The sequence below is a fragment of the Tenacibaculum sp. Bg11-29 genome (assembly GCF_002836595.1).
Lineage (GTDB): Bacteria > Bacteroidota > Bacteroidia > Flavobacteriales > Flavobacteriaceae > Polaribacter.
This window is the reverse complement of sequence record NZ_PJBB01000003.1, coordinates 573,695-599,087: the sequence shown is the minus strand read 5'-3', so window position 1 is coordinate 599,087 and position 25,393 is coordinate 573,695. Positions and strand designations below refer to the sequence as shown.

The following is a 25,393-nucleotide window of genomic DNA, read 5'->3' as shown; positions in this document are numbered from 1 at the left end:
TTAAAAAAATAAAAACAAAAAAAAATTGAATTATGCTAACAGCTATAAGAACATGTTTTAAGATTACTAATATTTCATTAGCAAATTATACAGGAGCCTCGTAGGATACGTTAAAATCGCTATCTTCAAATCGAAGATCGTACAACAATGCCCTATTTAATAAACTGCTAACAATATACAAAGCACTTGCCTTACAAACACCTATAGCAGCATTAGCACATGCGTTAAACTTTATAAAGAACGAAGAAGAAGTAGCGTTACCTAAATTAATACAATTATTAAAAAAAGCAGAAAAAAAATTGCATAGAAAACATGCCTCGCTACAATTATTACAAGAAAAAAGAGCCAATTGGTTGCGTGGTATACATGCGTGTTTAGAACTATTACAAAAAGAGGATTTAACAAGTAATGATACAAAATGGATTAATTTGCGTAAAAAACATTTAGAACTACAATTAGCCGATAGTTCACTTTTTAAAATAGCAGCACTACAAACGGCGATATCCGCTTTAAATACAGAAATTACTAGTTTACATAATTTTATTAAAGAGTTTCAGAGATGAGTAGATAGATATGTGTTTTTAAAATGAATTTTAGACGAACTATGTTAGGTCGAGCATTACTGAAATCAAATGGTACTTTGATTGAAAGTAGCAAACGAAGTTTACGATACCTATTCACCATAGTTTAAAAGTTCTCGACTGCGCTCGAACAGACAAGTAATTTACTTATTATATACTAGAGATTAACACATCAGGCATAGTATACAATACGTAATTACCTACGAACCTCTAAAGAGTTTAATAATAGTACTTCATAATTTTAGTTATTACAAAGAAGTATTATTAAACATAATATGTATTGTGTTATCTTTTGGTTGTTAGAATTTTAATTTTTTAAAGAGCAGCTATTTAATGTCATTTTCACACGAATTTGTTTTTTATTTTAAAAATAAGTATATACATTTACATCTCAAATTTGACAATTTGTAATTTTATAATTGCTATGTAAAATAAACTGTCATACTTGTATTTATATAGGCAACTACAGCCTGTATTATACTATAAAAGTATCGTTATTGGGGATCTCCTGGTAGCGCATGTTTCTTTTTTTAGCTTATTATATAATTGCCTATTGTTATAGGAGAGTTCGTTTTATGTTTGCATAATACTAGTTACGCTATGCATAAAGCAAAAGAAAATTTTAAAAAATAATAATTTAAAAAACAAAATTATGGGATCGTTTAGAGCATCGCTAGAATTAGGAGGAAAAGAATTTGACGTATTAGCAACAGAATACTCTTTTAGTAGAGATACTGATAAGAAAGGTAAAATTGCATCTAATGTTTACGGAGGTAGAATTAATATTACAATAGAATCTACCGCAGATTCATCAGTAATCGAAGCGATGTTAAATAGCCAATTTAAAGCTATTGAAGGAAAAATTGTATTTAAGAAATCTGAAGAAGATTCGAAAATGAAAGAAGTTGAATTTAAGAATGCGTACATCGTATACTATAAAGAAAACTTACATGTAAACGGAGACGTACCAATGACTATTAATTTTACTGTTTCGGCAGAACAAATGACTATTGGTAATGCAGCTATCGATAATCGTTGGCCAGTAGCATAAGTACAAATTAATAAAGAGCAAACCTATAAGGTTTGCTCTTTTACTACTTATACATTATTATTTATAAAGGTGCTTTTGCTATAAGCACCAGTTTTAAAAAAGAAAAAAAAGTAATAGTATACGAATACAATAGTGGTAACAATTGTGAGGCATAATTTATTTCAGTATCGAATGCATATTAAGACTATTTTGATGTGTAAATTAAAATAGTATATAATATTTGTAAACAAATGATACTGTTTGGTGAGTTGATTGTTATATTGAATTTTTTCATTTTTAAGCTACAAATTAAAGCTTTTTTAGTATGTGAATTCGAATGTTATACAATATATGTAAACAAATGATGTTATTTAGTAAAGTAACTGTTATGTTAAAATTATTTTCAGCAGCACACACAGTTTAATAGCTGTTTAGGATGCTACTATTTCGTAAAAAAAAAAGAGCAATATGAAACCAATAACGATTATAAATATAGACGGAGAAACGCTCTATAATTTTGAAAAAGTAACCCTTAACCAAGCCATAAACAACCACCATACTTTTAGTTTGGTAGTAGATTATGATACCGTTGAAACCGTTGGTTCTTATACCCTCGACGACTCAAAAGAATGGTTAGGAAAATCAATTGTAATAAACTTTAACGACACCGATTTTTTAGGCGTAATAACCAATGTAAAACTACAACACAGCAATGGTTTTGAAGGTAAATTACTTGTTAGCGGATATTCTAAAACCATTTTATTAGAAAACGGTGCACACATGCATTCTTGGCTGCATAAAAGTTTAGATACCATTGTAAACGATACCGTTAGAGCAGCAGGCTTAACCGCCAAAATAAACCCTGTATTTAAAACTCCAATTACCTACCAAGCACAATACAAAGAAAATCACTTTCAATTTATACAGCGATTGGCAAAACAATACAACGAATGGTTGTATTACGATGGTATACAATTGGTTTTTGGTAAGCCAACCTTAGCAGCGGCAATAACCGTAGAATATGGTGCAGATATGGATACCCTTAATATTGCTATAGAAGCAATAGCAAGTACTGCTGCTAATTTTTCATACAATGCATTACATAATGTTAGAGATGAATCAAAATCAAGAGGACGTGTAGAAGGCTTAAACGAATTGGGTAGTTATGCTTTTGATGTATCTAAAGAATTATATTCAATCAATACTCAAGAAGATTTACAAACCAAAGCAGCAAATAAAAGTGAGATAGATACCTTTGTACATAACCAGCAAGGAAGTAAAATGGCAACTGCCAATGTGCTAAGTGCTACCAGTACCAAACAAGGTTTAACCGTAGGTACTATTATAAAAGTAACAGGCGCCCAACGAGGGCTTGATGCTTTTGAAGTTAAAAACTATGGTGAATATATTATCACCAAAATAACCCATACCGCTACAGGATCAAGTGAATATCGTAATAGTTTTGAAGCAATATCATCGGGTACAGCTATTTTACCAGTGCCAGAAGTTGCTTTACCAGAAGCTACTACACAATTAGCTACCGTATTATCAAACGAAGACCCAAAACAAAAAGGGCGTGTAGAAGTACAGTTTCAATGGCAAAAACACGAACTAAAAACAAGTTGGATACGTGTAATGACACCAGATGCAGGTAGTAGTGATCACCATGCACAAAACCGAGGGCATGTTTTTATACCCGAAAAAGGTGATCAAGTAATGGTAGGGTTTCGTTTTAACAACCCAAACCAACCTTTTGTAATGGGAAGTTTATTTCATGGTAATAATGGGGCTGGTGGTAAAGATCAGAATAATTACAAGAGTATTATTACTAAAAGCGGGCATATTTTAGAGTTTAATGATACCAATAAAGCAGAGAGTATAAAAATTACAGATAAAAAAGGAAATCAAATTTTTATAGATACTGCTGGAGAAACAATAACTATTAACGCCTTAAAAGATATTAATATTAATGCAGGTGAAAACCTAAATATTACTGCAGGAAAAAATATTAATGTAAATGCAGGAGACAATATAACAGAAAATGTAGGTAAAAATATTACAACAAATGCAGGAGGAAATATTGCTGTTTCTGCAACAGGTAATATAGAAGAAACTTCTGATAATAGAACTGAGTTGGTTGATAAAAATTTTAAAAGAAATGCCACGGCTTCAAACGAAATAGCAGGTAAAGTGAGCATGTTTAGCCAAAAAGAAAACATGACTTTACAAAGTGGTAAAACCGTAGAATTTAACAGTGTAGAAAAATCTAATATGTTTTAAATATGGCAATTACAAAGCAAGCAAAAAATATAACTATTACGGTTAATAACCACTACGAATTAGTGGTGGGTGAAATATTAGAAAAAGTAGCAGATGTAATAAATATTGAAGCGACTAATGAAAATATAACATTGGCATCAAACAAAAAAATACTAACAAAAGGAAATAAATAACAATGAGCAGTATAAAATTTGGTACCTATACACCACCAAAAAAAGAAGACCTTTTAAGTGGTAATGAAGTTATACAGCCAGTTAAAGCACAACATAAGTTTACGAGCTGTTATGTAACAGATATGAACTTGCACGATGGTAAATGTGCGGTTACTGTGGTAGTTTTGTACGATTTAAAACGCTATTACAAAAAACAAAATGGTAGGGTTTCAGAAGAAGAGAAATCGTATCGTGTGTTAGATGTTGTAGCAGTAGCTTTAGATGGTAATGGCGTGCCACGTGCTGGTTGGCACGAAAAACAACTTTTTGAAGAAGCACTTGTAAAACATTATAAAGAAGGCGAAAAAATGAGTGTGGTAGATTCGCTATTAGGCACCAGTATAACATTAGAAGCTAAAAAAGTAAGCATGTTGCCTGCAATTATTACAAAGCAAGATAAACCCATACTAGCTAGTAAGCAAAAAGCCAACCATGAAAATTTAGTAGATAATTTTTTAAACCAGCATACATTATTTTTTGGTGCTAATAAAAAAATTGAGTTAGACGATGCCTTTGTTACTACTGTAAAAGAAATAGGTAAATTTACAAGAGAAAGCGATATTACGGTACCTTATGCTATTATGAATAAAAAAATGCAAGATTTTGATACTATTCGAAGCGCATTTGGGTTAATATCATTTGTACTGCCGCTTGGTGCTGCTTATAAAATGTCGCAAGGGTTAATAGCTCTTTTAGGAGATGTTATTAGTGCCTCTTCTTTAGCCTTACCCGCCTCAGATTTATATGATTTACGAGGCCCCGTAAAAGTTTCTAACGAAACAACGCAAATTTATTTTGATAAGGATACGGAAAGTGGAAATAAAGTTTATAAGCCAAAAGGAAATTTAGATATAAAAGATGTAATTGAAAAATACCATTAAAAATGAAAAAAATACTGTTTTTACTATTGGCTATATGCATACTTGGTTGTGTTAGCTACCCAAAAGAGCCACCTTATTTAGTAGGCAAAGAAGGTTTTACAATGAAGCATATTAAAAAGGTAGCTCCTTATAGGCATTCTAGTAATGTACCTAGAAAAAATGGATATTCGCTGTACAATATACCTTCTAAAATAAATAATCTAATAGAAAGAGAAAAGTGGGATATCATTGAAGAAAAATATAAAGCAGAACTATTTTATGTTATGAATAAGAAAGGGAATGATATATATATATATAGGAATATTATAAAGTGGCATGCGAATAAAGAAAAAAAAATATTGCCCTTAGCTTATTTATTTAAGTTGTTAAAAGCAGAAGGTATTGCCAAAGAAGATTATACGGTATTGGCAAATGTAGCATCAAAAAAATTAAATACAAGGCATGTATTATTGCTCTATAAAGGGGTAAAGCACGATATAATATTAATGCCTGATGCAACTGTTATAACTTCTTACCCAAAAGAACAACAACCTTATTGGGAAAGCCAAGGGCAATTTATGACGGATACTTCTAAAGAAATTATAGATAAATGGATTGAGGAAAATCGTCATAACTATTAAAAATGAAAAAAACACTGTTTTTACTACTCACAACAAGTATACTTAGTTGTACTGGCTACCCAGAAGAACCACCATATTTGATAGGGGAAGAAGGATTTACAATGGAGTATGTTAAAAAGGCGACTCCTTATAGGCATTCTAGTAACGTACCAAGAGAAAATGGGTATTCGCTGTACAATATGCCTTCTAAAATATATAGAAAACAATGGGATATTATTGAAAAAAAATATAAAGCGGACTTATTTTATTTCATAAATAAAGAAGGAGGTGATATATATATATATATATAGGCGTATTGAAAAATGGCATGGAAATAAAGAAAAAAAAGTATTGCCCATAGCTTATTTATTTAAGTTGTTAAAAGCAGAAGGTGTTGCCAAAGAAGATTGCACCATAATTAGGCAGAATGTGTGGAAAGAAATGCAGATAAGATATGTGTTATTGCTTTACAAAGGTGTAAAGCACCTAGTAAGCTTAGGAGATACTTATATAAGGGTTTTTTCATACCCAAAAGTACAGCAACCTTATTGGGAAAGCCAAGGGCAATTTATGATGGATACTCCTAAAGAATTTGTAGATAAATGGCATGAAGCGCATTAAAATGAAAAAAATACTGTTTTTACTATTAGCAATAAGCATGCTTAGGTGTGCTAGTTACCCAGAAGAGCCACCTTATTTAGTTGGTGAAGAAGATTTTACAATAGAAAAAGTTGAAAAAGAAGCTCCTTATAAAAATCCTAATGATTCATCAGTAGAAAATGATTATGCTATGTATAATTTACCTTCTGAAATATACAGAAAACAATGGGATATTATTCAAGAAAAATATAAAGCACAACTATTTTACATTATAAATAAAAAAGGCAACGATATATATATATATAGGCGTATTACAAAATGGCACACAAATAAAGAAAAAAAAATATTGCCCATAGCTTATTTATTTAAGTTGTTAAAAGCAGAGGGTGTTGCCAAAGAAGATTATACGGTATTGGCAAATGTAGCATCAAAAAAATTAAATATAAGGCATGTATTATTGCTCTATAAAGGGGTAAAACATAATATACGGTTAATGCCTAATACCGTTGATATTAAATCTTACCCCAAAGCGCAGCAAACTTATTGGGAAAGCCAAGGAAAATTTATGATGGATACTCCTCAAGAAATTAGAGATAAATGGCATGAAGCGCATTAAAATGAAAAAAATACTGTTTTTACTACTCACAACAAGTATACTTAGTTGTGTTAGCTACCCAGAAGAACCACCTTATTTAATAGGCGAAGAAGGTTTTACAATGAAGCATATTAAAAAGGTAGCTCCTTATAGGCATTCTAGTAATGTACCTAGAAAAAATGGATATTCGCTGTACAATATACCTTCTAAAGTAAGTAATCTAATAGAAAGTGAAAAGTGGGATATTATTGAAGAAAAATATAAAGCGGACTTATTTTATTTTATAAATAAAGAAGGAGGTGATATATATATAGGCGTATTGAAAAATGGCATGGAAATAAAGAAAAAAAAGTATTGCCCATAGCTTATTTATTTAAGTTGTTAAAAGCAGAAGGTGTTGCCAAAGAAGATTGCACCATAATTAGGCAGAATGTGTGGAAAGAAATGCAGATAAGATATGTGTTATTGCTTTACAAAGGTGTAAAGCACCTAGTAAGCTTAGGAGATACTTATATAAGGGTTTTTTCATACCCAAAAGTACAGCAACCTTATTGGGAAAGCCAAGGGCAATTTATGATGGATACTCCTAAAGAATTTGTAGATAAATGGCATGAAGCGCATTAAAATGAAAAAAATACTGTTTTTACTATTGGCAATAAGCATGCTTGGGTGTGCTAGCTACCCAGAAGAGCCACCTTATTTAGTAGGCGAAGAAGGTTTTACAATGAAGCATATTAAAAAGGTAGCTCCTTATAAAAACCCTAATGATTTATCAGTAGAAAATAATTATGCAGTGTATAATTTACCTTCTGAAATTTTTAGAAAAGAATGGGACATTATTGAAAAAAAATATAAAGCACAATTATTTTATATTATAAATAAAAAAGGAAGCGATATATATGTATATAGGAGTATTACAAAATGGCACACAAATAAAGAAAAAAAAATATTGCCCATAGCTTATTTATTTAAGTTGCTAAAAGCAGAGGGTGTTGCCAAAGAAGATTATACGGTATTGGCAAATGTAGCATCAAAAAAATTAAATATAAGGCATGTATTATTGCTCTATAAAGGGGTAAAACACGGTATACGGTTAATGCCTAATACCGTTGATATTACTTCTTACCCGAAAGTGCAGCAGCCTTATTGGGAAACTCAAGGGCAATTTATGATGGATACCCCTAAAGAAATTAGAGATAAATGGATTGAGGAAAATCGTCATAACTATTAAAAATGAAAAAAATACTGTTTTTACTATTCACAACAAGCATACTTAGTTGTGCTAGCTACCCCGAAGAACCACCATATTTGATAGGGGAAGAAGATTTTACAATGGAAAAAGTAAAAAAAGAGGCTCCTTATAGACATTCTAATGATGTACCTAGAAAAAATGGATATTCCTTATATAATTTACCTTCTAAAATATATAGAAAAGAATGGGATATTATAGAAAAAAAATATAAAGCAGATTTGTTTTATATGATTAATAAAAAAGATAGTGATATATATAGAAATATTACAAAATGGCATGCGAATAAAGAAAAAAAAGTGTTGCCCATAACCTATTTATTTAAGTTGTTAAAAGCAGAAGGTGTTAATCAAAAAGATTGCACGGTAGTTAGGCAGAATGTGTGGAAAGAAATGCAGATAAGATATGTGTTATTACTTTATAAAGGCGTAAAACACCAAGTAACTTTAGGAGATACTTATATGAAGGTTAAATCTTACCCTGAGATACAGCAACCTTATTGGGAAAGCCAAGGGAAATTTATGATGGATACTCCTCTAGAAATTGAAGATAAATGGCATGAAGCGCATTAAAAACTATATGAATTAAAAAAAGAAGAGCTTTAAATAAAATAAATATGAAAAGAATAATAACAAATGAATCTTTCAGATACTAAATTAGTATATAAAATTTATATTTTAAAGGAAAATGAAACCTTAGAAATAGTAGCAGCAAAATTTGGTTTGCAAATAAATGCTATCCGTACATTTCATAACAAACACGCAAGTTTAACCAACCGTATACCATATGCAGGAGCTATACCTAGTTATGTTTTAGAGCTTTTTTTACCTTACGCAGTAACTAATAAAGGCAATGAAAATTTACATATTACAAAAGAAAAACCAATACAATTAGCTAGTCAGAATCATTTGTTGTGTGATTTTACAGTACTTAACCATAGGTATGGTGTTGTAATTAATTTAGTTACAAAAAAAGAAAAGAAAAGATTTCACTACACTACTGGCATAGAATGCACCGATGAGTTTGAATATGTATATGACCTTGTACTATCTAAAAGCAACGTATATTTAGATTATAAAGAGCCTAATATGCTTGCCGAAAATTTAGCAGAAGCCTTAGGAAAACCATTATACCCTATAGCTGTAAAAGCTTATAGAAGCGGTCAGTTTTCTGGAGTATTTAACCAGCCTGAAGTTTTTAAACGTTGGCAAAAAGTAAAAGCAAAAACACAACGTTATTTTAAATCACCCATTGCGGCGCAGCAAATTAAAAATGTAGATAGTGCTTATAAAAACCGTATTGCCATAGAGAAGGCCATAAAAAGAGACTTCTTTTTTAAACTTTATTTTTCGGGACTTTATAATGTTTATTTCTCTAAATTAGAAATAAAAAACACAATTAAAGTGCCCTTATATCCTTTTATAGATGGTATACAATACCAAATAAAACAATCAATAAACCCTTATTTAAATGCAAATAATAACATTGTTGTGTATCAAAAAGGTACGGTAAGCGATCTTCGATCTAGTAAAGATATTGAAGAAAACAAAGATACTCCTTATTACAAATCTACGCCATTAGAAGGCGAATTAGATATTACCTATGAACTTTGTAATACCACACATGTTATTAAAAGTATTGTAGGAAGTATTACGTTACTTGTAAATAAAAAACTAGATAAAAAAATAACGATAGAAGCCTATCATTTAACCTAATCATATTGCTATGAGTGAAAAACATTTAGTATGCCATGAAGCAGCTTGCAAATGCATGCAAGGAACTGCGCCCGATAAGTTATTAGTAAGCACACAAAGTAAGCACTATATAAACGATAGTAGCATGAGTAATAAATTACTAGCTACGAATAAAGAAATTGGGCAACCGTTTGAAAAAAATACTTTTGGTAGTTGTAAACTACAACCCACTCCATCGGGCTATAAACCATGCCAGCCCATTATTACAGAATGGACAGGTTTTTACGAAGACGTTGCATTAGATGAAAATGGAGGAAACCCGTTATTAGAAGATAGTATGGCAACTTGCGCTATTGCAGGATCTCCATGTGTAGAGATTACAGATCACGGGCAAATAGCCGAAGTAACACAACAAAATATAGAGAATACTGATGAAGATACATTGGCACAATTAAATCCGTTAACGCCTATGACTAATAAAGTTGAAACTAAAATAGAATTTAAAGCCAACTAATATGTATCTAGAAGCCAAGATAAATAATACTATAATAGAAGATAATGATGTTATAAATGCACATATTCATAAAACAACAACTTTAGAGTTTGAGGTAAAGAATATTAGTGTAAGTTTTTTCTTACGAAAAGAAAAAATAAAAGATTTTTATTGGGAAATTTCACACAATAGTAAGCGTGTAGATGTTAACGATTATACCGGAGGTAAAAAAGCACAACTAAAAGTGTTAAAATCACATGCGGGTACGAAAGAAAAACCTTCAATAATACATATTAATGTTTTTAAAAATATAAATGGAAAAAGTATCGGTAACAGCGTTATAAACCTAAGTTCCGACCCTAAAATAATAGCGAGTGAATGGAAGTTTACTAGGTGTCGTAATTTGCAACCTGTACCAATTTTTATAGACCAAGAAGGATTATATGATATTGAAGTTGTTGTAAAAATATTTGATAAAGAAAATACCGAAACTGCCATAAAAGTATTTCCTTCAATTTTACTAAATAGAGAGACAGAAATGGTAGAATGGTTCGCTGAAAATTTAACAGAAATAACTAAAAAATATTTTTACACCGTAAGTTATAAAGATAGTAGCGAACAAGAAGTAGTAGTTTTCGATGGCGAAAAAGAAGGTATGTTACTTACTGTATCTCCACTTAAAAAAAATGATGCAAATATAATATACCCTGTAAACCTTACGCCTATAACAGTATATAACGAAGAATATTTTACCCAAGCATACGAACCTTGTAAGTATACTAAGATTGAGGTAACAATTGGAAATGAATCACCAGTTACAATATTCGATGAAGAACAAACGGTAAGTAAGCTGTCTGATAAATTAAAGAAATTGGTTTTATGCGGAGGCATTTCAAGAACAATTAAAATAGAATTAGCAAACTTAAAAACAGATGAATGTAGATTAAGCTTAGAAGGAAAAGAAGAAACACATCAATCTACTATTTTTGACATTACAGAATTAGATAAATTTAAGATAGAATATAGCCCAAAAGAACAAATTAAAGAGCAATTAGAAATTAACTTAGTATATCCTTACCAAGATATTGATGATCTTTGGAAGTTTTTATTACAGTACAATCATATTACATTACCACTACGTACTATTCCTATAAATTTACCAATAGAAACATGTAGGTATTCTAAATATATAAAATTTGGGTTACTTCCAGATGTATCTTGGGCGTTTCATTTTCAATGGGGTAATCCAAGAGAACACCTTTCAGAAGAAGCAAAATGTAGTCTTGAACAACAATACGGAGCAACCGTAGTTGAAAACCTGCAAGGAAATAAATTGTTTTATGAAGAGAATAAAGTTGCTCTTTATGATAAAGGGCTTGCCGCTGAAATAGATGCTATTATTAATTGGATAAATGAGTTAAACCCTTATGTGAAAAGTGTAATAGATATACTATTTGGTAGTGAGTTTGTTAGAAATATTATGTTTGGTTATATAAAAGGGGCATCATTAGATTTTAAAGTGGGGTTGCATGCTTTTTACAACTATGATGATGAAGGAAAGAATCCACTAAGTTTAAGTTATACCGACGAATATCCTTCGGTTGCTAAAAGCGTAGTAGGTGCTGCTGTTGCTGTAAACCTACTAGTAGATATCGCATTATTGTTTTTAACACGAGGTAAAAACTTACCCGTATTATTAGCAAAAGCTCAAAAAGTATATAAATTTACTCGACGCTTAACAGGTAAAGTTTTAAATGTAAATACCTATAAACAGGAAGATAAAGGGCTAAAAATAATACCACCACAGTTAGCTTATGCAAATGGTGTAGGGTATAAAAAACAAGAAGACGGCTCTATAAGCGTTATACAAGAATACATACTTACAGCAGCCCCATTGTTTGCAATTAGTGATATAAAAAAATGGGATATAGGTATATATATATCAGAAGTTGTAGGTATAAAAGGTTTTTTTGATAAATTTCATAAAACAGTTGGTACACTGCAAGATATAAAACATTATGGAGGTAAAATAAAAGGGAAATTAAAACCTAATAAAGCTCTAAAAGGGAAAACGACAATAGGTTTAGATTCTTTAAGAGATATTAGAGAGGGGGCTTATAAAATTGAAAATGAAATTGAAGATACTATTAGTGGTTTTGTAGAAAAACATTTTGGAGCAAAAGCAGAAATGCTTGTTGCTTTTGAAGGCTTTTATGATGCCCATATCGCACTAAAAACCAATATAAGTACACAAAAATTTAACCTCTTTGATGGTGTAAGTCATTATTTAGATAAAAGTGAAGTAACCTTTGGAAAAAAACAAGGGATAGATGGTATTATAAAAATTGATGCCACTTTAAAAAAGGAGATGAAGTTTAGTAAGATGAACAAATATATTCCTGATTTTTTACAAGATTGGACAGGGCAAGAGTTTGCCGATGTAAGTGTAGATGCTAAATTAGATGGTTCTATAAAAGGCTCTCTTTATTTTGAGCGAACCTTTACCTATAGCCCCGTAACAGCTAGTGTAGCCGCGCTAGAAGCGCTGGTAGATACCAGCGGTGTTGCTCATTTATTAGAAAAAGAAAAACAATCAATTACCAAAAATTTAAGTAATAAAGGCATTATTAAAATGCCACATTATCGTGATAATTATATATTTACAGGCTTAATTGGAGAATTAACTGTAATTATTGAAACTAAGGTTGATAAAAGAAAAGGTTGGGGGAAGAAAATCTCAAATGGAAAGGATGCTAAAGGTAAAGACAAGCCTGTAGTGATGACATTTATACCTCCTTATGTTATTCCAGGAGAGTTAACCCCTGTATTTGAAGAACCAAAAAAATAATAGATAATAAAATGAGTTTTAAAAACATTTTTTCATTATTAGTATATGCAACTGTTATAACAAGTTGTGCCCAAAATAAAAAAACTATGCAAATTAAAGAAATAACAGCAAATAATATTATAGAAAAAATACAAGAGCAAGTAAAAGGTTATCCTCAAGAGCCGATGTACTTGCTTCGCATCAACCAAGAATATTGTACTTACGAAGTACTCGTGAATGATTTTCCTGTATATGAAAATTATGATTTAGGGGTAAGTGCAACGGGAACAAAGATAAATAGAGCCATTTTAAAAAGTGGAGAACAAACGGTTACATTACGTATGTACCCAATAGGCAATTTAGAACAAGAAGCTTACGGTGATGAGATGCCATACTATAAAACGCTTAAAGGGGGTAGTTCTATGCGTATAGAAGTTATAAAAGTACCCGATTGGAAAAATTACGACATAGCAGCAGAAGAAATTATAAAAGTAGTAACAACCGAAGGGTTTGATACCAACAAGTTTCCTGGAGCAGGCTTGCCTTATTATGAGTTTACATTCCCCTTTATAGCAGAGGTGCCTTACGAAAATGAAGGTTGGAGCAATGGCGTAGATTTGCGCAAAGTAGATACCACTATTTTAAGAAAAAAAATATGGAGTTATTTTAAATCGGAGCAAAAAATACTTGAAAATAAAGATGTAGATTCTGATGCTAAAGCTTATTTTAATCTATTTGCTAGGGAAGCTAAATCTGAATATTGGGATAAAGAAAAGACAGAAAGAGTATGTAATGAACGATTAGATATTACTAAAATAAAAGATAAAGAATTTCAACCCTTTAAAAATTATGAATTAGTTTTTTATGGAGAGGGTAAAATAGCGACTTTTAAGCATAGTAGTGGTTTAGATATAGATTCACGGTTAAGAGGAACGTCTGCATTATATTTTCTATACGATGATCAAAGTATGGCTTACTTCCCTGGATTATATCTTTATATGGATAAAGACAAGTATAATGATAAAGAAGAAGAGCTACAATTAGAAATGATAAAGTAGAGAGATAATGTTAAAAGAAATTTTTATATATGGTTGTTTTTTTGTTGTTAGTTTAGGTTGTGCTCAAAATAATAAAAATACCACTCAAGAATCTATAACAATAAACAATGTAGCAGATAAAATGTGGGAAGATATGCCCAAATACGCTGTACAACCTATGTATTTACTTCGTATTAATCAAGAATATTGTACTTACGAAGTACTTGTAAATGATTATCCTGTATATAAAAACTACGATTTAGGCGTGAATGCAACGGGAACAAAGATAAATAGAGCCATTTTAAAAAGTGGTGAACAAACCGTAACATTACGTATGTACCCAATAGGCAATTTAGAACAAGAAGCTTACGGTGATGAGATGCCGTATTATAAAACGCTTAAAGGGGGCAGTTCTATGCGTATAGAAGTTATAAAAATACCCGATTGGAAAAATTACGACATAGCGGGGGAAGAAATTATAAAAGTAGTAACTACGGATGGTTTTGATACCAATAAATTTCCTGGCGCAGGCTTGCCCTATTATGAGTTTACATTTTCCTTTACAGCAGAAGTGCCTTACGAAAATGAAGGGTGGAATAATGGTATCGATTTACGTAAAATAGATAGTACTATTTTAAAGAAAAAAATATGGAATTATTTTAAAATGTACCAAAAGATACATGAAGAAAAAAATAAGGATAATAAATCTCAAAAGCATTTTGAACAGTTATCAAGAGAAGCAAAATCTGAATATTGGAAAAAAGAAAAAATAGAGAGTGTATGTAGTGAAATGTTATATTCTGTATCATTAGAAAATAAAAATTTTCAGCCTTTAAAAGATTATAAGTTAGTGTTTTATGGAGGAGGTAAAATAGCGACCTTTAAACATAGTAGCTTATTAGGTACTGACTCTAGGTTAAGAGGAGAATCTGCTTTGTATTTTTTATATAAAAATGAAAGTGATAGGCTAAAAGGACGCTTTTTAAGTCTCTATTTATATATGGATAAAGACAAATACAATGGCAAAGAAGAAGAGCTACAATTAGAAATGATAAAGTAGAGAGATAATGTTAAAAGAAATTTTTATATATGGTTGTTTTTTTGTGGTTAGTTTAGGTTGTGCTCAAAATAAAAAATCTATGCAAACTAAGGAAATAACTACTGATAATTTCATTCAACGAATGAAAGAAGAAGTTAAATTGTACGACAACCAACCTATGTACTTACTTCGTATCAATCAAGAATATTGTACTTATGAAGTACTAATAAATGATTTTCCCGTATATAAAAATTACGATTTAGGGGTAAATGCCACGGGAATAAAGATAAATAAAGCCATCTTAAAAAGTGGTGAGCAAACCGTAACATTACGCATGTACCCTATAGGTAATTTAGAACAAGAAGCTTACGGTGATGAGATGCCGTATTATAAAACGCTTAAAGGGGGCAGTTCTATGCGTATAGAAGTTATAAAAATACCCGATTGGAAAAATTACGACATAGCAGCAGAAGAAATTATAAAAGTAGTAACAACAGAAGGGTTTGATACCAATAAATTTCCTGGCGCAGGCTTGCCCTATTATGAGTTTACATTCTCCTTTACAGCAGAGGTGCCTTACGAAAATGAAGGTTGGAGCAATGGTGTCGATTTACGTAAAGTAGATACTACCATTTTAAGAAAAAAAATATGGAATTATTTTAAAATGTATCAAAAGGTATATGAAGATAAAGATAGTGATAAATTCTTTCAAATAAACTTTAATAATACCGTTAGAGAGGTAACAGCTAATTATTTTGCGCATCGTTCTCATGACGGAGATAAAATTTTTGATGAACTTAAAGAGCAATATTTAAAAAAATTAATGATAAAAGAGAAAGAATTTCAGCCCTTAAAAGATTATGAATTAGCCTTTTATGGAGGGGGGAGAATAGTGACTTTTAAACACAGTAGTCATTTAAATATAGACTCACGACTAAGAGGAAGGTCAGCATTGTACTTTTTATATGATGACCAAAGTAGAGTGTATTTCCCAGGGATATATCTTTATACGGATAAAGACACCTACAATGGCAAAGAAGAAGACCTACAATTAGAAATAATAAAGTAGAGAGATAATGTTAAAAGAAATTTTTATATATGGTTGTTTTTTTGTGGTTAGTTTAGGTTGTGCTCAAAATAATAAAAACACCACTCAAGAATCAATAACGATAAACAATGTAGCAGATAAAATGTGGGAAGATATGCCCAAATACGCTGTACAACCTATGTATTTACTTCGTATAAACCAAGAATATTGTACTTACGAAGTACTTGTGAATGATTTTCCTGTATATAAAAATTACGATTTAGGGGTAAATGCCACGGGAACAAAGATAAATAGAGCTATTTTAAATAGTGGAGAGCAAACAGTTACATTACGTATGTACCCTATAGGTAATTTAGAACAAGAAGCTTATGGTGATGAGATGCCGTATTATAAAACGCTTAAAGGGGGGAGTTCTATGCGTATAGAAGTTATAAAAATACCCGATTGGAAAAATTACGACATAGCGGGGGAAGAAATTATAAAAGTAGTAACAACCGAAGGGTTTGATACCAACAAATTCCCTGGAGCAGGTTTACCTTATTACGAGTTTACATTCTCCTTTACAGCAGAAGTACCTTACGAAAATGAAGGTTGGAGTAATGGTGTCGATTTACGTAAAGTGGATACTACTATTTTAATAAAAAAAATATGGAACTATTTTAAATCGGAGCAAAAAGTACTTGAAAATAAAGATGTAGATTCTGATGCTAAAGCTTATTTTAATTTATTTGCTAGGGAAGCTAAATCTGAATATTGGGATAAAATAAAGGTAGAAAGAGTCTGTAATGAATTATTTAAATTTAATAAAATAGCAGGTAAAGAATTTCAGCCTTTAAAAAATTATGAATTAGTCTTTTATGGAGGAGGGAAAATAGCAACTTTTAAGCATAGTAGTGGTTTAGATATAGATTCACGATTAAGAGGAAGGTCAGCATTGTACTTTTTATATGATGACCAAAGTAGAGTGTATTTCCCAGGGATATATCTTTATATGGATAAAGACAAGTATAATGATAAAGAAGAAGAGCTACAATTAGAAATGATAAAGTAGAGAGATAATGTTAAAAGAAATTTTTATATATGGTTGTTTTTTTGTGGTTAGTTTAGGTTGTGCTCAAAATAAAAAAACTATGCAAATACAACAGGATTTTAATTTAGAGCATTGCAAAGCAAGTAAAACAGTATCCAAGAGAACCGATGTATTATGTACGTATTAACCAACTAAATTGTATTTATGAAGTTTTGGTAAATGATAAGTTAGTAGACAAAAACTACAGTTTGGCACAATATGCTTCGGCTACTAAAATTAACAGCGCTATTTTAAAATCTGGTACACAAACGGTAACCTACAGACTATACCCCATAGGCGATTTAATAAAAGAAGAATATGGTGAAGGTAACACAATTACTACCTTATTAGATAATACAGAAATTAGTATTGACGTAATACATGTAAACGATATTAACACCTACGAAAGTATTACCGAAGATGAAAAATCAGTGCTAAAACACTATAAGTAAAAAAAATCCTGATACAGGAAAGTTTGTGGGTACAGGTTTACCTTATTATGAATACACCTTTACTTTTAATGCTACAATACCTTACGAAATAGAGGGTTGGACAAATGCCATAGATTTACGTAAACTAGACCAGAAAAAGTTAGAAAGCGCTGTAATTTATGAGTATAAAAAAATTCAAAAATTATATAAAAATAATGAAGTAGATAAAATAATGAATATGGAGTACCATTCTTTAGTAAGATTGGCTGTTACATAATATAGAGACAAACAGTATATTACAGAAATGTATGAAGAGTTAGAAAAATTTAAAGAAGATGAAGATAAAGAATTTTATCCCATAAAAGATTATAAAATACAATTTTATGGAAATGGTAAAACAGTAGGTTTGCTTCATCCTACAGCTTTTAGCCATCCTAATTTAGAGAATTGGATGCGAGGTAAATCAGCTTCTAAATATAAAGTAGATGGTGAATGGTATGGAGCAAATTTTGCACCTATTTATTTATCCATTACTAAAGACAAACATAAAAAAGGGGAGTTTAATTTTGAGTATGCACGATAATATGAGAGCTTGGGTAGGTATTTTGTATTTGTGTTTTGTTTTTGAGTAGCTGTGCTCAAAACAAAATACAAAAAATAGATATGAAACTTTTAACCAAAGAAGAACTAATAGACAGCATTGCTAAGCAAGTAAAACACTACCCAAAAGACCCCATGTATTATCTACGTATTAACCAACTAAATTGTATTTATGAGGTTTTGGTAAATGATGAAGTTGTTGATGAGAATTATAGTTTGGCACAATATGCTTCGGCTACTGAAATTAACAAGGCTATTTTAAAACCTGGTACACAAACCGTCACCTACATGCTATACCCCATAGGCGATTTAATAAAAGAAGAATATGGTGAAGGTAAAACAATTACCACCTTATTAGATAATACAGAAATTAGTATTGACGTAATACGTGTAAACGATGTTAATACCTACGAAAGTATTACAGAAGATGAAAAACTAGTACTAAAACACCATAGTAAAAAAAATACTGATACAGGAAAATTTGCGGGTACAGGTTTACCTTATTATGAATACAGCTTTACTTTTGAAGCTAAAGTACCTTATGAAATTGAAGGTTCAGTAAATGCCATAGATTTACGTAAACTAGACCAGGAAAAATTAGAAAGCGCTGTAGTCTATCAGTATAAAAAAGTTCAAAAACTATATAAAGCAAAAGATGTTGCTTCCCTTTTAGATATGGAGTATTACAATTTTGTAAGGTTAGCAGTTACTGAGTACAGAGATAAACAATATATTAAAGAGATGGTGGATCAAATATATGTACCTATACTTATAGAGGATAAAAATTTTCAACCACTTAAGAATTATAAAGTATCTTATCAAGGAAATGGACGTATTATTAATTTAGAGCATCCTATTTTTACATTAGATGATTCTATAGATAAGCGTTTATATGGGAAACCTGCTTTTTGGTTTTTATTTAAAAAGAATAATAAGACAAGGGTAATGTTTAGAAGTATTCTTTTATCCATTCCCGAAGACAAGCATAAAAAAGGGGAGTTTAATTTTGGGTATGCACGATAATATGAGATACAATTTTTTTTTTTCAAGTGGTACTGTTTTTTCATCCGAATTATGTTCCGTTAACCAATGCTGAAAACTCTAACATAATAATTGTTATTATTATGATGCCACGCTGTTTGGTAAATTGGCTTTTTATTGTTGCTTTTTTTATGGGGACGATAGAAAGAATTGAATGAAGATGGCTCTAAGAGTGTATACTTAATTATTTATTTCCTTGAAAAAAAAGATGCTTTAAAAATTACTCTCCCGAAGTTTTTCTTACGGAAAATATAGCGATCATTACCCTGTGTATATGTATTTAATTAGGGAGGATAAATAAACTCTTGCAGAAATTATGCATGCATAACAATTAATTAACAAACCAATTTAGATAAGTACTTATCTTTGTGAGATTAACCTTCTAACTTAATTTTACAATGGATTATCATTATTTAAAAAAACAACTACTTTTTATTGTTTTTTTCTCATTTGCGTTAGTAAATGTATCAGCTCAGGTTCCGACTTATTATAATGGAACAAATATTACAAACACAGGGCAACAATTAAAAACAAATTTAGCTTTACTCATTCAGCAAGGAACAACAGGGTCATATACTCCTGGTGTATGGAATGCATTAAAACAAACAGATTTAGATCCTAATAACGCAAATAATGTGTTATTAATTTATGGGTATAACGACACTGATGGAGATTCTAAAACTGATAGAACAAGGAGTAAAAACAACAACGGAGGTAACTCCGGAACGGATTGGAACAGAGAACATACGTATCCAAAATCTTTAGGTAGCCCTAATTTAGGAACTTCAGGGCCGGGATCAGATATTCATCACTTAAGATCTTCAGATGTTAGTATGAACTCAAACAGAGGAAGCAGGCCTTTTATAGATGTACTTGGCGGAGGTAACGCTAGAGCATTTAATAATGGATGGTATCCTGGAGATGAATGGAAAGGAGATGTTGCACGTATGATGATGTATATGTATTTGCGTTATGAAAATCGATGTAAATTAACAACAGTAGGTGCTGGGGCAACTACTTTTAATGCGGAAATTCCAGATATTTTCTTAGAGTGGAATGTGCAAGATCCTGTTTCTCAATATGAAATTAATAGAAATGTGATTGTTGAGGGAATTCAAGGAAATAGAAATCCTTTTATAGATAATCCTGCTTTTGCTACTGCTATTTGGGGAGGGCCTCAAGCTGAAGATAGATTTAATAATACTAATCCAGACAACGAAGCTCCTTCTGTACCAACTAATTTGGTTGCCTCAGTAGTTGATAGTACGAGTATAACACTTTCTTGGGATGCTTCGACAGATAATATAGGAGTAATAGCGTATCAAATATTTCAGGATGGAATTCAAATTGCAGCAGTTGCCACTACGAATTATAATGTTAGTGGATTAGCAGCAAATACTACCTATAGTTTTAGTGTAAAAGCTATTGATGCTTCTAGTAATACCTCATTAAGTAGTAATACTGTTACAGCAACAACTTTACCAGGTGTTATAACACCACCTAATACAGGAGATTATATAGTTTTTCAAGGTTTCGAAGCGAATGATTCGTGGGGTTACACAGCTTCACCAGTAACATGTAATGATAACGGAAATGATGTTTGGGATGTGGTAACTAGTGTAGGATCTATAACTACTCCAAAAACAGCTACAAGTTTTTTTGGAGTTAGAGATTTAGATGGGAATTGTGGAACATCAACAGGAGGTTCTCTTTCTTTTGATGCAATAGATGTTTCTAATTTCGAAGATGTACAATTATCATTTTCTGTAAATGTAGTAGGTTATGATGTTGCTAATGGAGATACGATTGGATATCAAGTTGTGTTAGATGGGCAAACGCAGGCTGAAGAAGTGATTACTGTAGGAAGTTCGTACACAACAACAGGTTGGGAAACGATTAATGTAGCGATACCAAATACGGTAAATTCTGTAAGTTTTGTTGTTAATGTGAAACAAAATGGAGGTAGTGATTATGCTGGTTTTGATGATGTAAGTTTATCAGGTACTGCAATTTCGACAACTCCTACTATTATAATAAATGAATTAGATGCAGATACTTCAGGTGCAGATACACAAGAATTCGTAGAGTTATATGATGGAGGACAAGGAAATACATCGTTAGACGGATTGGTATTAGTTTTTTATAACGGATCAAATAATTTAAGTTATAGAACAATTGATTTATCAGGTCAAACAACCAAGGCAACAGGTTACTTTGTGATAGGTAATCAAGATGTACCAAATGTAAATTTAGTAATACCAAACAATGGCTTACAAAACGGAGCAGATGCTGTGGCGTTATATTCAGGAATTTTATCAGATTTTCCTAATGGAAGTTCAGTAACAATAGATAATTTAATTGATGCTGTTGTTTATGATACAAATGATGGTGATGATGCAGAATTACTGATTTTATTAAATTCAGGAGAACCACAATTGAATGAAGATGAATTAGGAGAAAAAGATACACATTCATTACAACGTGGTCCAAATGGAGCAGGAGAAGCAAGAAATACAAGCTCATATACACAATCATTACCAACACCAGGAGCAGAAAATGGAGTAGTAATTGTTGTACCTCCACCAGTTGATACAGGAGATTTTATTGCTTTTCAAGGTTTTGAAGGTGATGATTCATGGAATTATACAGTTTCACCAGTAGTTTGTAATGATGGAGGGAACGATGTTTGGGATGTAGTAACAAGTGTAGGATCTATAAGTGCCGCTAAAACAGATACAAACTTTTTTGGAGTTAGAGATTTAGATGGGAATTGTGGAACATCAGCAGGAGGTTCTCTTTCTTTTGAAACTATAGATGTTACTGGTTTTGAAAATGTACAATTGTCATTTTCGTTAAATGTGGTAGGATACGATGTTGCTAATGGAGACACTATTGGTTATCAAATGATTTTTGATGGACAAACTCAAAGTGAAGAAATTATTACGGTTGGTAGCCCATTTTCAACAACAGGTTGGGAGGCTATTAATATAGCAGTTCCGGATACAGTAAGCACTGTTGGCTTTCTTGTTAATGTAAAACAAAATGGAGGAAGTGATTATGCAGGTTTCGATGATGTAAGTTTATCAGGTACTGCTATTTCAAGTAGTTCGACTATAGTAATAAATGAATTAGATGCAGATACTTCAGGAACAGATACGCAAGAATTCGTAGAGTTATTTGATGGAGGAACAGGAAATACTTCGTTAGATGGATTGGTATTAGTTTTTTATAATGGGTCAAATAATTCAAGCTATAATACAATTGATTTATCAGGTCAAACAACCAATGCGGCAGGATATTTTGTAATTGGTAATCAAGATGTACCAAATGTAAATTTAGTAGTACCAAACAATGCATTACAAAACGGAGCAGATGCTGTAGCATTATATCAAGGGAGCGTTACTGATTTTCCTAATAGTACTTCGGTAACAACAACGAATTTAGTAGACGCCGTTGTTTATGGAACAAATGATGCTGATGATGCAGAATTATTAGTTTTACTAAATACAGGAGAGCCTCAATTAAATGAAGATGCACAAGGGACTAAAAATATTCATTCATTACAGCGTTCACCAAATGGAGCAGGAGGAGCAAGAAATACAAGCTCATTTACACAGTTATTACCAACTCCTGGAGCCAAAAATGCAGATGTAGTTACTGCGCCTACTTCACCAACAACAATAGCAGAGGCTAGAAATAAAGTAGACGGTGAAAAAGTATTTATAACAGGAGTTTTAACAGTTGCAGATGAGTTTAGAGGATCTGCTTATATTCAAGATACTACTGGAGCAATTGCTATTTTTGATGAACAAGTTTATGGTGAGAATATTTTTAAAATAGGAGATTCAATCACAGTAAAAGGAACTAGAAGTTCGTTTAAAGATCAAATTCAAATAAGTCAAGTAACTGAGGTTATTAACAATGGAGTTCCAAATAATCCGATAGAAGCTAAGGTTGTTACATTAAATGAACTGGTTAATTATCCAAGTCAATTAGTTAAGGTTCTAAATCCAATTTTTCCAAAAGCAGGAGATATTTTATTTGGTAATTCAAATTACAATTTAACTGATACAAGCGGTAGTGGACAAGTACGTATAGATTTAGATGTAACGGATATTGTTGGTTTGGGTCAGCCAGAAACGTGTAACGAAATTGTAGGGGTAGTAAGTAGATTTTTAAATTTCTATTCATTATTACCAAGACAAAGAAGCGACATGTCTTGTGCTACTACTTATGTGCCACCAACTTTTCCAGTGAATGATATTCCTAAAGAAAATACATTAGATATTGTTACTTGGAATATAGAATGGTTTGGAGATGAAGAAAATTCACCTGCTGCAGGGAATCCAAACTCAGATCAAATTCAAAAAGAAAGCGTAAAAGCAGCGTTAAATAAATTAGATGCAGATGTAATTGCGGTTCAAGAAATTGTAGATGTACAATTGTTTGATGAATTATTAAAGGAATTACCAGCATACGATTATGTACTTTCTGATGCGATTTCTCGACCAAATTCAACAGATGGTATAAGCCAAAAAGTAGGTTTTATTTATAGAAAGGCTACAGTAAATGTTAAGAAAACAGAAGCATTGTTAAGATCTATTCACCCATTATATAATGGAGGAGATGATTCCGCTTTGGCAGATTATCCTAATAGCGATAAAACAAGATTTTATGCAAGTGGAAGACTACCTTTTTTAATGACTGCTGATGTTACTATTAATGGTGAAACAGAAGCGTATAGTTTTGTAGCATTACATGCGAGAGCAAATAATAGTGGAGATGCGCAGAACAGGTATAACATGCGTAAATACGATGTTGAGGTTTTAAAAGATTCTTTAGATACTAGATTTTCAAATACAAACTTAGTATTGTTAGGAGATTATAATGATGATGTAGATGAAACAGTAGTGGCTGATCTAGTTACAGATGCTACTTCTACATACGATGTTTATATAAAAGATACAGTAAACTATTCTATTGTTACAGAATCTTTAACAAATAACGGATTTAGATCTTTTGTGTTTAGAGAAAATATGATAGACCATATTGCGATTTCTAATGAATTAGATGACAATTATTTGACAAATTCTGAAAGAGTACATTATGAGTTTTATAATAATACGTATTCTCGTACAACATCAGATCATTTTCCAGTATCTATACGTTTGCAATTAAAAGAGTTAACATTAGATGTTGCAGTTACTAATGTGAATTGTAATGGAGCTAATGATGGTTCAGCTATAGTTTCTGCAGTTAATGGAGTATTACCTTATATGTATGTTTGGAGTAATGGATCTGAAACAACAACAGCAACAGGTTTAGCCGCGGGTACTTATACAGTAACGGTAACGGATGCAGTAGGTACATCAATAACTCAAGATTTTATTATTGAAGAGCCAGTAGAAATGGAAGTTTCTGTATCAGAAGATGCAATCGTATATAAAGGGTACAGAAAGCAAGCTTGTGCTAAATTAGAAGTACTTTCAATATCAGGTGGCGCTGCTCCTTATTCTTATGAATGGGATAATGGAGAAATAACAGATCGTATTACTGTGTGTCCAAAAGAAAACACAACTTATAGTGTTACAATTACAGATGTAAATGGTTGTAGTGTTTCTAAGGAAATTACAGTAGAAGTAATAAATGTTTCATGCGGTAGTTACTTCGGGTTTAAGAAAGTTAAAATATGTTTTAGAGGAAGAGTAAAATGTATTCCAGAATTTTTAGTAAAACATTTCTTAAGAAAAGGAGCAGTGTTAGGTACTTGTGATGGTGGAGCTATAAATACGCCAGCTATTACTAGAATGAGATTATATCCTAATCCTTTATTTAGAAATGCATTAACAATAAGTGTTGATGCTAACGATGATTCAGTAGTAGAAATTTCAATATATAGTATATATGGAGGCCGTAAAGTGTTTTCAACTAACGAAAGAGTTGTTAAAGGCAATAATACCTTTAAATATAGTTTAGGTAATTTAAGAAGAGGTGTTTATTATGTTAAGACATTTATTGACGGAAAACGACAACGTGTAAAAGTTCTTGTTAAACATTAATATACTTACATAAAGGTTATAAAAAACG

25 protein-coding genes are annotated in these 25,393 nt (G+C 31.4%); all 25 read left to right on the top strand.

What is annotated here, in order from left to right; translation table 11 throughout:
* Window positions 1-299 precede the first annotated feature (299 nt).
* The 25 genes from CXF68_RS02825 to CXF68_RS02710 all read left to right on the top strand — a co-directional run bounded on the left by CXF68_RS02825 (window position 300) and on the right by CXF68_RS02710 (window position 25,365).
* A complete protein-coding gene (locus CXF68_RS02825) occupies window positions 300-563 on the top strand; it encodes a hypothetical protein (RefSeq protein WP_101042836.1) in 264 nt (87 codons plus the stop codon).
* Between the two features lie 670 nt (window positions 564-1,233).
* Window positions 1,234-1,632, top strand: a complete 399-nt coding sequence (tssD, locus tag CXF68_RS02820) for a type VI secretion system tube protein TssD (protein WP_028889952.1) — start codon at window positions 1,234-1,236, stop codon at window positions 1,630-1,632.
* 447 nt (window positions 1,633-2,079) lie between these two features.
* On the top strand, window positions 2,080-3,891 hold the full coding sequence (locus tag CXF68_RS02815; RefSeq protein WP_101042835.1) for a type VI secretion system Vgr family protein: 1,812 nt from the start codon (window positions 2,080-2,082) through the stop codon (window positions 3,889-3,891).
* A gap of 2 nt (window positions 3,892-3,893) precedes the next feature.
* A complete protein-coding gene (locus CXF68_RS20460; RefSeq protein WP_157821837.1) occupies window positions 3,894-4,064 on the top strand; it encodes a hypothetical protein in 171 nt (56 codons plus the stop codon).
* Between the two features lie 2 nt (window positions 4,065-4,066).
* On the top strand, window positions 4,067-4,984 hold the full coding sequence (locus tag CXF68_RS02810; protein WP_101042834.1) for a hypothetical protein: 918 nt from the start codon (window positions 4,067-4,069) through the stop codon (window positions 4,982-4,984).
* Between the two features lie 2 nt (window positions 4,985-4,986).
* Window positions 4,987-5,604, top strand: a complete 618-nt coding sequence (locus CXF68_RS02805; RefSeq protein ID WP_101042833.1) for a hypothetical protein — start codon at window positions 4,987-4,989, stop codon at window positions 5,602-5,604.
* Between the two features lie 2 nt (window positions 5,605-5,606).
* Entirely contained in the window at window positions 5,607-5,894 is a 288-nt protein-coding gene (locus tag CXF68_RS02800) for a hypothetical protein (RefSeq protein WP_101042832.1), read from the top strand.
* Complete coding sequence (locus CXF68_RS02795) at window positions 5,872-6,204, top strand: hypothetical protein (RefSeq protein WP_101042831.1); 333 nt, start codon at window positions 5,872-5,874, stop codon at window positions 6,202-6,204. The genes CXF68_RS02800 and CXF68_RS02795 overlap by 23 nt, the downstream gene beginning before the upstream one ends.
* 1 nt (window position 6,205) lies before the next feature.
* On the top strand, window positions 6,206-6,799 hold the full coding sequence (locus CXF68_RS02790) for a hypothetical protein (protein ID WP_101042830.1): 594 nt from the start codon (window positions 6,206-6,208) through the stop codon (window positions 6,797-6,799).
* Between the two features lies 1 nt (window position 6,800).
* Complete coding sequence (locus CXF68_RS02785; RefSeq protein WP_157821836.1) at window positions 6,801-7,142, top strand: hypothetical protein; 342 nt, start codon at window positions 6,801-6,803, stop codon at window positions 7,140-7,142.
* Window positions 7,133-7,402 (top strand): hypothetical protein, encoded by a 270-nt coding sequence (locus tag CXF68_RS02780; RefSeq protein WP_198553744.1) that lies wholly within the window; start codon window positions 7,133-7,135, stop codon window positions 7,400-7,402. The genes CXF68_RS02785 and CXF68_RS02780 overlap by 10 nt, the downstream gene beginning before the upstream one ends.
* A 1-nt stretch (window position 7,403) precedes the next feature.
* Window positions 7,404-8,009: a hypothetical protein gene (locus tag CXF68_RS02775; protein WP_101042827.1), complete on the top strand. Its 606-nt coding sequence runs from the start codon at window positions 7,404-7,406 to the stop codon at window positions 8,007-8,009.
* A 2-nt stretch (window positions 8,010-8,011) separates the two neighbouring features.
* Window positions 8,012-8,599, top strand: a complete 588-nt coding sequence (locus CXF68_RS02770; protein ID WP_101042826.1) for a hypothetical protein — start codon at window positions 8,012-8,014, stop codon at window positions 8,597-8,599.
* 63 nt (window positions 8,600-8,662) lie between these two features.
* On the top strand, window positions 8,663-9,742 hold the full coding sequence (locus tag CXF68_RS02765) for a hypothetical protein (RefSeq protein ID WP_101042825.1): 1,080 nt from the start codon (window positions 8,663-8,665) through the stop codon (window positions 9,740-9,742).
* Between the two features lie 10 nt (window positions 9,743-9,752).
* Window positions 9,753-10,235, top strand: coding sequence for a DUF4280 domain-containing protein (locus CXF68_RS02760; protein WP_101042824.1), 483 nt, complete (start codon window positions 9,753-9,755; stop codon window positions 10,233-10,235).
* A gap of 1 nt (window position 10,236) precedes the next feature.
* Window positions 10,237-13,062, top strand: coding sequence for a hypothetical protein (locus CXF68_RS02755; protein ID WP_101042823.1), 2,826 nt, complete (start codon window positions 10,237-10,239; stop codon window positions 13,060-13,062).
* Window positions 13,063-13,148: 86 nt separating this feature from the next.
* Entirely contained in the window at window positions 13,149-14,099 is a 951-nt protein-coding gene (locus CXF68_RS02750) for a hypothetical protein (protein ID WP_198553743.1), read from the top strand.
* 7 nt (window positions 14,100-14,106) lie between these two features.
* Window positions 14,107-15,138 (top strand): hypothetical protein, encoded by a 1,032-nt coding sequence (locus CXF68_RS02745; protein ID WP_101042821.1) that lies wholly within the window; start codon window positions 14,107-14,109, stop codon window positions 15,136-15,138.
* A gap of 7 nt (window positions 15,139-15,145) precedes the next feature.
* On the top strand, window positions 15,146-16,186 hold the full coding sequence (locus CXF68_RS02740; protein WP_101042820.1) for a hypothetical protein: 1,041 nt from the start codon (window positions 15,146-15,148) through the stop codon (window positions 16,184-16,186).
* Window positions 16,187-16,193: 7 nt separating this feature from the next.
* The gene (locus CXF68_RS02735) at window positions 16,194-17,216 is read left to right on the top strand and encodes a hypothetical protein (RefSeq protein ID WP_101042819.1); all 1,023 of its coding nucleotides are present in this window, start codon (window positions 16,194-16,196) and stop codon (window positions 17,214-17,216) included.
* Window positions 17,217-17,362: 146 nt separating this feature from the next.
* Window positions 17,363-17,686: a hypothetical protein gene (locus CXF68_RS02730; protein WP_101042818.1), complete on the top strand. Its 324-nt coding sequence runs from the start codon at window positions 17,363-17,365 to the stop codon at window positions 17,684-17,686.
* Between the two features lie 25 nt (window positions 17,687-17,711).
* Window positions 17,712-17,942 (top strand): hypothetical protein, encoded by a 231-nt coding sequence (locus CXF68_RS02725; RefSeq protein WP_101042817.1) that lies wholly within the window; start codon window positions 17,712-17,714, stop codon window positions 17,940-17,942.
* A 27-nt stretch (window positions 17,943-17,969) separates the two neighbouring features.
* Complete coding sequence (locus CXF68_RS02720) at window positions 17,970-18,248, top strand: hypothetical protein (RefSeq protein WP_101042816.1); 279 nt, start codon at window positions 17,970-17,972, stop codon at window positions 18,246-18,248.
* Between the two features lie 80 nt (window positions 18,249-18,328).
* On the top strand, window positions 18,329-19,288 hold the full coding sequence (locus CXF68_RS02715; protein ID WP_157821835.1) for a hypothetical protein: 960 nt from the start codon (window positions 18,329-18,331) through the stop codon (window positions 19,286-19,288).
* A 416-nt stretch (window positions 19,289-19,704) separates the two neighbouring features.
* Window positions 19,705-25,365 (top strand): endonuclease, encoded by a 5,661-nt coding sequence (locus CXF68_RS02710; protein ID WP_101042814.1) that lies wholly within the window; start codon window positions 19,705-19,707, stop codon window positions 25,363-25,365.
* Window positions 25,366-25,393: the final 28 nt, after the last annotated feature.

Coding starts and splice junctions, on each gene's coding strand:
- CXF68_RS02815 (WP_101042835.1), top strand. CDS start 2,080: ATGAAACCAATAACGATTATAAATATAGACGGAGAAACGCTCTATAAT.
- CXF68_RS02775 (WP_101042827.1), top strand. CDS start 7,404: ATGAAAAAAATACTGTTTTTACTATTGGCAATAAGCATGCTTGGGTGT.
- CXF68_RS02735 (WP_101042819.1), top strand. CDS start 16,194: ATGTTAAAAGAAATTTTTATATATGGTTGTTTTTTTGTGGTTAGTTTA.
- CXF68_RS02760 (WP_101042824.1), top strand. CDS start 9,753: ATGAGTGAAAAACATTTAGTATGCCATGAAGCAGCTTGCAAATGCATG.
- CXF68_RS02805 (WP_101042833.1), top strand. CDS start 4,987: ATGAAAAAAATACTGTTTTTACTATTGGCTATATGCATACTTGGTTGT.
- CXF68_RS02720 (WP_101042816.1), top strand. CDS start 17,970: ATGTATGAAGAGTTAGAAAAATTTAAAGAAGATGAAGATAAAGAATTT.
- CXF68_RS02740 (WP_101042820.1), top strand. CDS start 15,146: ATGTTAAAAGAAATTTTTATATATGGTTGTTTTTTTGTGGTTAGTTTA.
- CXF68_RS02750 (WP_198553743.1), top strand. CDS start 13,149: ATGCAAATTAAAGAAATAACAGCAAATAATATTATAGAAAAAATACAA.
- CXF68_RS02745 (WP_101042821.1), top strand. CDS start 14,107: ATGTTAAAAGAAATTTTTATATATGGTTGTTTTTTTGTTGTTAGTTTA.
- CXF68_RS02765 (WP_101042825.1), top strand. CDS start 8,663: ATGAATCTTTCAGATACTAAATTAGTATATAAAATTTATATTTTAAAG.
- tssD (WP_028889952.1), top strand. CDS start 1,234: ATGGGATCGTTTAGAGCATCGCTAGAATTAGGAGGAAAAGAATTTGAC.
- CXF68_RS20460 (WP_157821837.1), top strand. CDS start 3,894: ATGGCAATTACAAAGCAAGCAAAAAATATAACTATTACGGTTAATAAC.
- CXF68_RS02785 (WP_157821836.1), top strand. CDS start 6,801: ATGAAAAAAATACTGTTTTTACTACTCACAACAAGTATACTTAGTTGT.
- CXF68_RS02770 (WP_101042826.1), top strand. CDS start 8,012: ATGAAAAAAATACTGTTTTTACTATTCACAACAAGCATACTTAGTTGT.
- CXF68_RS02810 (WP_101042834.1), top strand. CDS start 4,067: ATGAGCAGTATAAAATTTGGTACCTATACACCACCAAAAAAAGAAGAC.
- CXF68_RS02710 (WP_101042814.1), top strand. CDS start 19,705: ATGGATTATCATTATTTAAAAAAACAACTACTTTTTATTGTTTTTTTC.
- CXF68_RS02790 (WP_101042830.1), top strand. CDS start 6,206: ATGAAAAAAATACTGTTTTTACTATTAGCAATAAGCATGCTTAGGTGT.
- CXF68_RS02755 (WP_101042823.1), top strand. CDS start 10,237: ATGTATCTAGAAGCCAAGATAAATAATACTATAATAGAAGATAATGAT.
- CXF68_RS02800 (WP_101042832.1), top strand. CDS start 5,607: ATGAAAAAAACACTGTTTTTACTACTCACAACAAGTATACTTAGTTGT.
- CXF68_RS02715 (WP_157821835.1), top strand. CDS start 18,329: ATGAAACTTTTAACCAAAGAAGAACTAATAGACAGCATTGCTAAGCAA.
- CXF68_RS02730 (WP_101042818.1), top strand. CDS start 17,363: ATGTATTATGTACGTATTAACCAACTAAATTGTATTTATGAAGTTTTG.